Below are 10,127 nucleotides of genomic sequence, written 5' to 3'. Positions count from 1 at the left end.
CTCGCGCATCGAAACGTACGCGAGGCACGGGGACGCTACGCATCCACAGTCGGCGAACTGCCTTTCCGATCAGCTGGCACCGCAGATTCCAACGACACGTCGTGTTCCGGCGGCTGCGTCTTTCGCCACTGCGCCGGCGTCACGCCCATGTGGCTCTTGAAGGCGCGCTGAAAGGCAGCCTCCGATTGATACCCGACCATCTCTGCCACGGCGCCCGTCGAAAGCGATGATCCCTTCAACTCGTTCGCCGCAAGTGTCATCCTGATATCGGTGAGCAGATCGCTGGCCGATCGCCCGAGCTTATCCTGGAACTGCCGCGCCAGCGTCGCGCGCGACATGTTGCAAAGCCGTGCGAGCTCCGGCAGCGACCACGCATGCGCGGGCTCCTTGAACATGGCGGCCACGGCCGGTGCGAGCCTGGGATCGCCGACCAGGGCGAGAAGTCCCCGTGACGTTGCATCGGTCTCGCTGGCAAGCCGCAGCACAAGCGCGAACATTGCCGTGGACAGCGCATTCAGCATGGCGTGGCCGCCCAGATGATCGTCGGCCGTTTCGCTGCGCATCAGCGACACGAGCCCGGCGAGCTGCGCAGCCGTTCCCTTTCCCGCACGCGTGCCGGCGTGCACGACAAGGCGCGGCGGAAGATAACCGCGCAACAGACGGTCGTGTGGCGGTGCAATCGCGAAGTGCCCGCACAACAGGTCAAGCCGTTCGTCCGATCCGAGGTTTTCGCTGATCGTGAAATTCTCCGCCGCCCGGTTGCGCGCCGGCAGCGGTGTCGCCCCGCTGCCATCGTGCATCACGTGTCGCGGGTTGCCGGGAAGCAGGAGGATGTCGCCGGCCTTCAGCAGCAACGGCCGTCCGCCCGCGGCGTCGTCCAGGATCGCCGAGCCGGCAAGCACCGCATGATAGGGGATCTCGCTGGTTACACCCGGGCCCTGCTCGATACGCCAGGGCACGCTGTAGCTGCAGCGCAGGTCGAGCCGCCCGCGCACCGGCATCATCTCGAACAGCCGGCTCAGCCAATCCATAGCCATTCCCCCCGAAGCAGTTCATGAGACGATGGAGCATATAAACGAGCAATATGAACATTCAATGTCTCAAATCTCGATCCTATTGTCACTCCGCAATCGTTCACCACCCCAAACAAGGAGTGCCACCATGTCTCGTCTCTCAACCCCCAATCTCGAAACCGATACCGGCCCGTCCGGCCAGATCTACGCCCAGATCAAGAAGGCGATCGGCGCCGTCCCGAACACCTACGCGGCGATTGCCGCCCACGGTCCGGCCGCGCTCAAATCGATCCTCGCGGCCGATGCCGTCCTGACTGGCGGCAGCCTGCCCCGGCGCGACCTGGAGATCGTCAAGCTCGTGATCAGCGCTGCCAGCGGCTGCGATTATTGTGTCGCCGCGCACTCGCATCTCGCCAGGCTCGCCGGCGTGAATGCCGATGTGCTCAAGCAGATCCGCGACGGCGCGCCGACCGGTGACACCAAGCGCGATGCACTCGTGCATTTCGTGCGCAAGCTCGCGCAGTCGAGCGGCACCGTCAGCGATCAGGATTTCGCCGCGATCAAGTCCGCCGGCTACAGCGACGGGCAGCTGGTCGAGATCAGCCTGGCGTTTGCGACCACGGTCTTCACCAACGTCTTCAACCGCATCAACGACACCGACATCGACTTCCCGGCAGTCGCGTGAAGCGACCGGGCGATGTCATGCGAAAAGGATCACGACCATGACCACGCTTGCCAACACCACACAAAATCCGCTTGTCCGCGCGCTTCATAGGTCCGGCCTGCTCGCGGAAGATCTCGACTATCACGTCGTCCGGGCCGCGATGGTGATCATGTTCCTGTTCTTCGGTTACCAGAAGTGGTTTCCGTACGAGTTCGAACGGCTGGTCCCGTTCATCAGCAACGGGCCGCTGATCTGGTGGCTGTATCCAGCGTTCGGCCACGCCGGCGCCAGCTACTTCCTTGGCGCCTCTGAGTGGACGTTCGGTTCGCTGCTGCTCGCGGGCTTCTGGGACAAGCGGCTCGGCGTGCTCGGCGCCCTCGGCTCGACCGGAACCTTCATCGCGACGGTCACCATCATTCCGTTCATGCCTGATGGCTGGGACGTTGCCGCCGGTGGCTTCCCCGCGATGACCGGCAACGTGCCGTTCCTGGTGAAGGACGTCGTTCTGCTCGCCGTCTCGTTCTACCTGCTGCGACAGGACGTGGTTCGTCTGATCAGGCAATAGCTGATCGCGATTGATCGCCGGTGGGCCTCGGGCGTGCCGGCGATCGCGCGTGGTATTGAGCAGACGCAGCATTTCTCTCGAACACAACGACATGGCAGTCACTATTGCTGCACGGTCCAGCGCCCCATGCTCTTTAAGAGCCGAGCCATAACCCATTGCCGAACTTGCATAACGCGTTGAAAATCGGCTCCGCGCGATCGGCTGCGCTGTCGCCCGCTCGACGACGCACCGCCGCTTCCATGCACGAATGATCCGGTAGCTCTCCGGCCATGAACATAGTTCCGCCGCGCGGTCTGGGCTAAAAGGAGCGCCGGTGTTGTTCTGGGGTGAGTTGATGAAGAAGGACGACGTCACATGCCCGCGTTGCGGGGCTGGATTCCGACGCCTTGAGCTGGCATCCAGGTCAGCAGGAAGCGAGGGCGAGTATCGCTGCCCGGTTTGCGAGACGACCCTCGAGCAGTTCGATGGCGACAAGCTTGTCGCTTACCGCCTGACCATCCAGCCCTCTATTCGCGGGTTGAAGACCTAGCGGCCCCGCTGGATGGAATGCCGCCGGAGCAAAATCTGGATCACGATCTCCGCTTCAGGACATAGCTGTCCATGATCCAGCCGTGCCGCTCACGTGCCTCTCGTCGCGCGGCGACGATGCGAGGGCCCACCTCTGCCAGTTCCCCCGCCATGATGATCTGATCGGGCATGCCGAGATAGGCGCCCCACCAGATTTGCAGCCCCGCAGGATCCAGCGTCTGGAAAGCGGCGCCGCCGTCGAGCATCACGACCACGGTGTCGACGCCGGGCGGCCAGCCGCCATCGCGCAGCCGCCGGCCGGTCGTCACAAGAAACGGCTCGCCGATCTCATTGAGCGGCAGCGCATGCGCCGCGCACAGCGCCTGGATCGACGTGATGCCGGGGATCACCTCGATCGATGGCAACGGATCGAGCCGTCGCGCAATCCGCAGGCTCGAATCGTAGAGCGAGGGATCGCCCCAGATCAGCAGGGCGACGCGTCCCTCCCCGCCGAGATGGCGCGCGATTTCCTTCGACCACGTCGCGGCGATCGCATCGTGCCAATCGTCCACGCCCTTGCGATAGTCCTCCTCACCGGCGTCACGCACCGGCAGGTCGAACTCGGCAATGCGTGTGCGGTCGTTGCTCAACGCTTCCGCGCAGATGGTGCGACGCAACTCGGCGAGATCCGACTTCGCCGTCCCCTTGCGCGGGATCAGGATCAGGTCGGCGGCATTGATCGCGGCGGTCGCAGCGAAAGTGAGCTGCCGGGGATCACCACAACCGATGCCGATCAGAGACAGCGTCAACATAGCCGCGTCACCCTCGTTCCGGCGCCAGCGCACCGAACAGGATAACGGCAGCCGCCGTGGCCGCGCCAGCCTGCGTGAGCTGTTCGGCCAGCGCTGCGATCGTGGTGCGAAGCAGCCGCTCGTCGGCGTGGCCGAGCGATTCCGCCAGCAGTGCGGGAGTGTCGGGCGCGAGGCCGTGCGCGATCAGCCTTGCGGCCAATGCCGGGAAGGTCCGCCGCCCCATATAGACGACGGTGGTCGCTTCCGGATCGGCCAGCGCCGCCCAGTTCAGGTCCGCAGGCAATTCGCCCGTCACATCGGCGCCGGTGACGAACTGGACCCGGCGCGAGGTCAACCGGCGCGTCAGCGGAATGCCGGCCTGCGCGGCGCCAACCGACGCCGAGGTCACGCCGGGAATGATCTCGTAGCCGATGCCGGCCACGCGCAGCGCTTCGATCTCCTCCTCGAGCCGTCCAAAAATACCGGCGTCGCCGGATTTCAGCCGCACGACCCGCACGCCGGCGGTGGCATAATCGACCAGCAGCCGGCTGACATGGTGCTGCTTCGCCGACAGGCGGCCGGCGCGCTTGCCGACCGCGACGAGATTGGCGCCGGAGCGCGCGAGATCGAGGATCGCGCCCGAAGCAAGATCGTCATAGAGCACCACATCGGCCTCGCGCAGCCGCGCCGCTCCCTTCATGGTCAGGAGTTCGGGATCGCCGGGACCGGCCGAGATGAAGGAAACGAATCCGCTCACCGGTCCTCCGCAATCAGATGGAAGAATGTACCCGTCGCACAGCCGCGCCGCGATCCGGTCTCCGCAACGATCGTACCAGTCGCATCACGCACCACCGCGAGCGGCGTGTCGGGCTGCGCGATGATCGTCGAATAATGAAACTCGTGGCCGCGCAGGCGTGCGCCTGGGCCATGGCCGGGCATCGGTGCGGCGAGCTCGGCGAGCCGGTAGCCCAGATGCATGCGGCGCTTGGCATAGCTCGTCTCAAGGCCGAGCAGGCCCGCCATCTCGTGGCGCACGCCGTCGGCGTCGGTCAATGCGGCGCCCAGCACCATGTAGCCCCCGCATTCGCCATGCACCGGCCGCGTCTCGGCGAAGGCGCGGAGCCGCCCGAGAAATTGCCTGTTGGCCGCAAGCCGGCCGGCATGCAGTTCGGGATAGCCGCCGGGCAGCCAGCACACATCGGCGTCCGCGTCGGGGCCTTCGTCCGCAAGCGGCGAGAACGTTACGATCTCAGCGCCGGCCGCTCGCCAGGCTTCCAGCATGTGCGGATAGACGAACGAGAATGCGGTATCGCGCGCCAGCGCAATGCGCTGGCCGGGCGGCGTGATGTCCAGGCTGGGCACGGCGGATTGCGGCGACCAGACCTCGGCCGATTTCAGCACGGCGTCGAGATCGACATGCTCGGCGACGAAGCGTGCGGCTTCGTCGATCAGACCGTCGATTTGAGCCTGCTCTTCGGCCTGTACCAGGCCGAGGTGACGCTTCGGCAAGGCGATCTCGGCGTGGCGCGGCAGCGATCCCAATACCGGAATGCCCGCGCCCGCCATGGCGTTGCGCACCAGCGCTTCATGCCGCGCGCTCGCGACGCGATTGAGGACGACGCCCGCAAGCCGAACGCCGGCGCGAAAATCACGCAATCCCGCCGCGACCGCCGCCGCGGTCTGCGCCTGACCGGAGGGATCGATCACCAGCAACACCGGCCACTCCATCATCTCGGCGATGTCGGCGGTGGCGCCGGTCCCCGAGACACCCCGCGCGGCGACGCCGTCGAACAGTCCCATCGAGCCTTCCGCCAGCACGAGATCGGCATCCGCGCCGCGGCCTGCCAAATGCGCGATCGCTTCGCGCGCCATCGCCCAGCTATCGATGTTGACCGACGGGTGTCCCGTGGCGACCGCGTGAAAGGCGGGATCGATGTAATCAGGCCCGCTCTTGAGGCATTGTACCTTGAGACCACGATTGCGATAGGCGCGCGCCAACGCCAGGGTCAGCGTCGTCTTGCCGACACCGGATGCCGGCGCAGAGATGACGAGCGCCGCGGTCATTGCGATGATTCCGGCGACGATTCCGGAAAACGCGGCGCCGCCCCGACCGGACGGTAGCGACGGTCATAGTCAGCTGCATAGAGACGGCTCTCGGCGAATTCGTCCGCGCCGAGCGTCTTGCCGACCAGAATGAGCGCAGTGCGTTCGAGCTCGGGGCCGACGGCGGTATCGAGCGTCGCGAGCGTGCCGCGCACGATGCGCTGGTCCGGCCAGCTCGCGCGCCAGACGATCGCAACCGGGCAATCCGCGCCGTAGTGCGGCGTGAGCTCGGCCATGACCTTGTCGAGCAGATGGATCGAAAGATGGATCGCCAGCACCGCGCCGGTCGCGGCAAAGGCTGCGAGCGTCTCGCCATCCGGCATCGCGCTCGCTCGGCCCGGCGTGCGCGTCAGCACCACCGATTGCGCAAGGCCCGGCAGCGTCAGCTCGGCCTCCAGCGCCGCCGCAGCCGCCGAGAAGGCTGGCACCCCGGGCGTGACCGAATACGGAATCTGCAACGCGCGCAGCCGGCGCAGCTGCTCGCCCATCGCCGACCAGACCGAGAGATCGCCCGAATGCAGCCGCGCAACGTCCTTGCCCTCCGCATCCGCGGCAGCGATCTCGGCAATGATTTGGTCGAGCGACAGCGACGCGGTGTTGACGATGCGCGCATCCGGCGGACAATGCGCCAGAACACCCGGTGGCACCAGCGATCCGGCATAGAGACAAACCGGGCACGAGGCGATGAGATCGCGCCCGCGCAGGGTCAGCAAATCGGCAGCGCCAGGCCCTGCGCCGATGAAATGCACCGTCATTCGCCGTCTCCTTCCGCGATCGCCGCGATGGCCATCCGATCCTGTGACGCGGCCCTGACCGAGATCAGGCGCGCGCCGCGCCCTGCTGCAGCGATCGCCGCAGCCTCGGCGACCGAGCCCGTTCCGAACCTCGCTTTGATAAGCTCAGATTGCGTTGCAGTCTTTATTTCAGCCAGGACCCCGGCGGGAATACTCCGGACCGGCAGCCCCAATTCCCGCGCCAAGTCCCTCAATGCCGCCGCATCGGCCTTGTCACTCACCGTTGCAATTGCCGCAAGGCCTTTGGGCCCGCCGGCCGCGTCGAGGGCGCCGCGCAAGGACGCGACACTGGCATTGCGCCTGAATCCGAGACCAGCGACCTTCATCGGAGCGCGCTCCATTGCACGATCGGCCGCGCGGCCTTCCAGCCGCGATAGCGGCCCAATGGCTCGGCCTGCGCGATCTCGAGGCGCATCAACTCGCCGCCATGACGCCGGTGCAGATCGCAGAGCAGCGCCTCTGTCTCCAGGGTCACCGCATGCGCGACCAGCCGCGTGCACGGCGCGATCTGCGACCAGATCGCATCGAACATATCAGCGTCGAGGCCGCCGCCGATGAACACCGCATCGGGCGCCGCGAGGTCCGATAAAGCGCCGGGCGCCTCGCCCTCGATGACGGTGATCCGATGCGTCAAGCCGAAGCTCGCCGCATTGCTGCGGATGTTGGCGGCGCGTTCGGTGCGGGCTTCGACGGCGATCGCCGTCCCTCCACACAGCGCCCATTCGATCGAGATCGAGCCCGAGCCCGCGCCGACATCCCACAGCCGCTCAACGGGCCGCGGCGCAAGCGCCGACAGCGCAAGCGCGCGGACCGGCCGCTTTGTCAGTTGCCCGTCATGCACAAAGAGCGCATCGGCAAGACCTGAGCTGCGTGCGATTCCCTGCGCTCCCCGCGCCTCCAGCGCGATCGCGACCAGGCTCTCGCCTGAATCACCCGCATACGAGTCGGCGCGATGCTGCGTGATGGATTCACGCGGTCCGCCAAGCGCCGCAAGCGTCCATATTGCCGACGCCCCCCAACCACGCTCCGTCAGCCAGCGCGCAAGGTCGGAAGCTGCCTTGCCGTCACGCAGCAGGCAGATGATCCGCGCATCGCGCACGAGATGCGGCAACAGCCGCTCGAACGGCGCGGCATGAAGACCGAGACAGACAGCATTCTCGATACGCCAGCCCAAACGAGCCGCCGCCAGTGAGAACGTCGACGGCGCGGAGTGCGCGACCCACTCACCGGCCTGCAGCTTCTCGACAAGGCTTCCGCCGACGCCATGCCAGAACGGATCGCCCGACGCGAGCACCGCCGTCGGACGGCCGCGACAGCTCAGCACGATGTTCGCATCGAACGGCACCGGCCAGGCACGGCCGCGGTCGGTGATGCCGACGAGCGCGAGGTGCCGTTGGGCGCCGAAAACTGTTTCGGCTTCACGGAGCGCCTTTCGACTTGCATCGGAGAGGCCGGCAAGGCCATCTTCGCCGATGCCGATGATGGTCAACCAGGGATTATCCATGATGCGCGCCCTGATCCTGGGCGGAACGGCCGATGCCAATCTGCTCGCCGCTGCGATCGCACGCGCGGGGATCGATGCGGTCTATTCCTATGGCGGCCGCACCCGCACGCCAGCCGACCAGCCGCTGCCGACCAGGATCGGCGGCTTCGGCGGCGTCGACGGTCTTGCCGACTATCTCCACCGCGAAGCCATCACGCATGTGGTCGATGCGACGCATCCCTTCGCCGCCGAGATGAGCCGCAACGCCATCGCGGCCTGCGCGCAAACCGCAACGCCCCTGCTCGCGCTTGAGCGCGCGCCTTGGGACAAAGCCGCGGGCGATCGCTGGATCGAAGTCGCGGACGTCGTCTCCGCGGCCGCGGCCTTGCCGGACAGCCGCGCCAGCGTGTTCCTCGCGATCGGCCGCCAGCACGTCGCGCCGTTCGGCGCCCGGCCGCAGCATGCCTATACGTTGCGGTTCGTCGACCCGCCCGAGCAAGCGCTTCCATTGCCCGATGCCGACGTCATTATGTCGCGCGGCCCCTTCACGCTCGAGGGTGAGCTCGCGATGATGCGCACGCGTCGCATCGAGTGGATCGTCGCCCGCAACTCCGGCGGAACCGGCGCGCGCGCCAAGATCGACGCCGCCCGCGTGCTCGGCCTTCCCGTCATCATGATCACGCGGCCACTGCTGCCCGAGAGGCCGCGGGTGGAAAGCGTGAGCGAGGCGATGCAATGGCTCGGTCATCGGACCTGCCTCGGCGCATAGACCCAGCGGCCGACCCGCCGTGTCGCCGAATTGCCGACGATCACGAGCGTCCGCATGTCGGCCATGTCTGGCCTTGCGTCGCGCAGTTCGACCGTCTCGATCCGCTGCTCGGGCGTGCTGACGGAGCGCGCGAACACCACGATCCGCTCGTCACAGCCGGCCTCGCGCAAGATCTCGAGCGCGCGCCCAAAACCTTCCGGCCGGCTGGCCGAGCGCGGATTGTACATCGCGATCGCGAAATCCGCTTCGGCCGCAAGCCGCAGGCGTTTCTCGATCAGCGGCCAGGGCTTGAGATTGTCGGAGAGATTGATCGCGCAGAAATCATGACCGATCGGCGCGCCGGCGCTTGCCGCCGCCGCCAGCATCGCCGTCACGCCGGGCAGAACGCGAATCGGCAGGTCGTGCCATTGCGGCGCGTCCTCCAGCGCTTCGAACACGGCCGATGCCATCGCAAACACGCCGGGATCGCCTGAGGAAACCACGACGACGTGGCCTCCTTCCGACGCGAGCCGCAGCGCGTCAGCGGCGCGCTGCGACTCCACGCGATTGTCCGAGGGATGCAGCGTGAGCCCGGCGCGCGGCGGCACGCGCGTCACATAGGGCGCATAGCCGACGATGTCGGTCGCGGCCGCGAGCGCAGCAGCGACCTCCGGCGTGATCAGCGCCTCGGCGCCCGGTCCGAGCCCCGCGATGGTCAGCGTGCCGGTCATTGCGCGACCTCCCTGCGCCGCCCCTGCCCGTGCACCAGCACGATCGCAAAATACGGACAATCGGCCTCGCCGACATCTGCAAGCCGTGCGACGCGCTGATCCGGCATGGTGCCGCGTTCGACCAGCCACGCATCATCGAGGCGCCCCGCGGACGCCAGCGCGCGGCGAATCTTCGGAAGATTGCGACCGGTCTTCATGACGACCAGCGCGTCGGAGCTGCGCATCCGCTCGGCGAGCTCCGCCTCCGGCAGCGTCCCCATCAGAACGGTCGTCACATCGTCGGCCAGCGCAATCGGCTGACCCACCGAATTCCAGCAGCCGACCATGCCGGGAATGCCGGCGATCACCTCGATCTCGACACGCCCCTGCAGCCGTGCATGCAGATGCATAAATGAACCATAGAAATAGGGATCGCCCTCGCAGAGCACGACGATGTCGACCGCGCGCGCAAATCGCGCCAGGCGCTCGGCCCATTCGTCATAGAAGTCGGCAAGCAGCCGCGCATAGTCCGGACTGTCGAACGCGATCTCCGTGGTGACCGGATATTCCATCGGATATTCGCTGACGTCTGCGGCGAGCAAGCCTTCGACAATGCGGCGCGCCTGCCCCGGCTGGCCCTTTTTGCGAAAATAGGCGACGTGCTTCGCGGCACGCACAACGCGGTCGGCGCGCACGCTCATCAGGTCCGGATCGCCTGGGCCGAGGCCGCAGCAGATGATGCGTCCCAT

General features: G+C 66.8%; 12 protein-coding genes. 3 read left to right on the top strand and 9 right to left on the bottom strand.

The features are described from left to right. Positions 1–35: 35 nt before the first annotated feature. The gene (locus ACZBJS_RS19145) at positions 36–1,031 is read right to left on the bottom strand and encodes an AraC family transcriptional regulator (RefSeq protein WP_076833512.1); all 996 of its coding nucleotides are present in this window, start codon (positions 1,029–1,031) and stop codon (positions 36–38) included. 130 nt (positions 1,032–1,161) lie between these two features. Between ACZBJS_RS19145 and ACZBJS_RS19140 the strand changes: the two genes are divergently transcribed. Next, the gene (locus ACZBJS_RS19140; protein WP_141339901.1) at positions 1,162–1,698 is read left to right on the top strand and encodes a carboxymuconolactone decarboxylase family protein; all 537 of its coding nucleotides are present in this window, start codon (positions 1,162–1,164) and stop codon (positions 1,696–1,698) included. A gap of 37 nt (positions 1,699–1,735) precedes the next feature. Next, the gene (locus ACZBJS_RS19135) at positions 1,736–2,242 is read left to right on the top strand and encodes a YkgB family protein (protein WP_076833509.1); all 507 of its coding nucleotides are present in this window, start codon (positions 1,736–1,738) and stop codon (positions 2,240–2,242) included. Positions 2,243–2,811: 569 nt separating this feature from the next. Here ACZBJS_RS19135 and cobF read toward each other — a convergent pair. Genes cobF through cbiE form a run of 6 tightly spaced genes read right to left on the bottom strand, consistent with a single transcriptional unit; the run spans position 2,812 to position 7,941 of the window. Then, positions 2,812–3,561 carry a precorrin-6A synthase (deacetylating) gene (gene cobF / locus ACZBJS_RS19130; protein WP_076833507.1) on the bottom strand — a complete coding sequence of 250 codons (750 nt, stop codon included), beginning with the start codon at positions 3,559–3,561 and terminating at the stop codon, positions 2,812–2,814. Between the two features lie 7 nt (positions 3,562–3,568). Further along, positions 3,569–4,297 (bottom strand): uroporphyrinogen-III C-methyltransferase, encoded by a 729-nt coding sequence (gene cobA, locus ACZBJS_RS19125; protein WP_463439008.1) that lies wholly within the window; start codon positions 4,295–4,297, stop codon positions 3,569–3,571. Further along, positions 4,294–5,604: a cobyrinic acid a,c-diamide synthase CobB gene (locus ACZBJS_RS19120; protein WP_076833503.1), complete on the bottom strand. Its 1,311-nt coding sequence runs from the start codon at positions 5,602–5,604 to the stop codon at positions 4,294–4,296. Before ACZBJS_RS19120 ends, cobA begins: the two co-directional genes overlap by 4 nt. Continuing rightward, positions 5,601–6,398 carry a precorrin-4 C(11)-methyltransferase gene (gene cobM, locus ACZBJS_RS19115; RefSeq protein ID WP_463439007.1) on the bottom strand — a complete coding sequence of 266 codons (798 nt, stop codon included), beginning with the start codon at positions 6,396–6,398 and terminating at the stop codon, positions 5,601–5,603. The genes ACZBJS_RS19120 and cobM overlap by 4 nt, the downstream gene beginning before the upstream one ends. Then, the gene (locus ACZBJS_RS19110) at positions 6,395–6,763 is read right to left on the bottom strand and encodes a cobalamin biosynthesis protein (RefSeq protein ID WP_463439006.1); all 369 of its coding nucleotides are present in this window, start codon (positions 6,761–6,763) and stop codon (positions 6,395–6,397) included. The genes cobM and ACZBJS_RS19110 overlap by 4 nt, the downstream gene beginning before the upstream one ends. Next, positions 6,760–7,941: a precorrin-6y C5,15-methyltransferase (decarboxylating) subunit CbiE gene (gene cbiE, locus ACZBJS_RS19105; protein ID WP_463439005.1), complete on the bottom strand. Its 1,182-nt coding sequence runs from the start codon at positions 7,939–7,941 to the stop codon at positions 6,760–6,762. Before cbiE ends, ACZBJS_RS19110 begins: the two co-directional genes overlap by 4 nt. Here cbiE and ACZBJS_RS19100 point away from each other — a divergent pair. Beyond that, positions 7,940–8,689 (top strand): cobalt-precorrin-6A reductase, encoded by a 750-nt coding sequence (locus ACZBJS_RS19100; protein ID WP_076833498.1) that lies wholly within the window; start codon positions 7,940–7,942, stop codon positions 8,687–8,689. The genes cbiE and ACZBJS_RS19100 overlap by 2 nt on opposite strands. Here ACZBJS_RS19100 and cobJ read toward each other — a convergent pair. Both cobJ and ACZBJS_RS19090 read right to left on the bottom strand, forming a co-directional pair. Then, positions 8,665–9,399: a precorrin-3B C(17)-methyltransferase gene (cobJ, locus tag ACZBJS_RS19095; RefSeq protein ID WP_463439004.1), complete on the bottom strand. Its 735-nt coding sequence runs from the start codon at positions 9,397–9,399 to the stop codon at positions 8,665–8,667. The genes ACZBJS_RS19100 and cobJ overlap by 25 nt on opposite strands. Then, complete coding sequence (locus tag ACZBJS_RS19090) at positions 9,396–10,127, bottom strand: precorrin-2 C(20)-methyltransferase (protein ID WP_076833495.1); 732 nt, start codon at positions 10,125–10,127, stop codon at positions 9,396–9,398. The genes cobJ and ACZBJS_RS19090 overlap by 4 nt, the downstream gene beginning before the upstream one ends.

This window comes from Bradyrhizobium sp. KZN70725 (assembly GCF_055264925.1).
This window is presented reverse-complemented; position numbering and strand designations above follow the sequence as displayed.

Coding starts and splice junctions, on each gene's coding strand:
- ACZBJS_RS19145 (WP_076833512.1), bottom strand. CDS start 1,031: ATGGATTGGCTGAGCCGGCTGTTCGAGATGATGCCGGTGCGCGGGCGG.
- ACZBJS_RS19140 (WP_141339901.1), top strand. CDS start 1,162: ATGTCTCGTCTCTCAACCCCCAATCTCGAAACCGATACCGGCCCGTCC.
- ACZBJS_RS19135 (WP_076833509.1), top strand. CDS start 1,736: ATGACCACGCTTGCCAACACCACACAAAATCCGCTTGTCCGCGCGCTT.
- cobF (WP_076833507.1), bottom strand. CDS start 3,561: ATGTTGACGCTGTCTCTGATCGGCATCGGTTGTGGTGATCCCCGGCAG.
- ACZBJS_RS19120 (WP_076833503.1), bottom strand. CDS start 5,604: ATGACCGCGGCGCTCGTCATCTCTGCGCCGGCATCCGGTGTCGGCAAG.
- cobM (WP_463439007.1), bottom strand. CDS start 6,398: ATGACGGTGCATTTCATCGGCGCAGGGCCTGGCGCTGCCGATTTGCTG.
- ACZBJS_RS19110 (WP_463439006.1), bottom strand. CDS start 6,763: ATGAAGGTCGCTGGTCTCGGATTCAGGCGCAATGCCAGTGTCGCGTCC.
- ACZBJS_RS19100 (WP_076833498.1), top strand. CDS start 7,940: ATGATGCGCGCCCTGATCCTGGGCGGAACGGCCGATGCCAATCTGCTC.
- cbiE (WP_463439005.1), bottom strand. CDS start 7,941: ATGGATAATCCCTGGTTGACCATCATCGGCATCGGCGAAGATGGCCTT.
- cobJ (WP_463439004.1), bottom strand. CDS start 9,399: ATGACCGGCACGCTGACCATCGCGGGGCTCGGACCGGGCGCCGAGGCG.
- ACZBJS_RS19090 (WP_076833495.1), bottom strand. CDS start 10,127: ATGGGACGCATCATCTGCTGCGGCCTCGGCCCAGGCGATCCGGACCTG.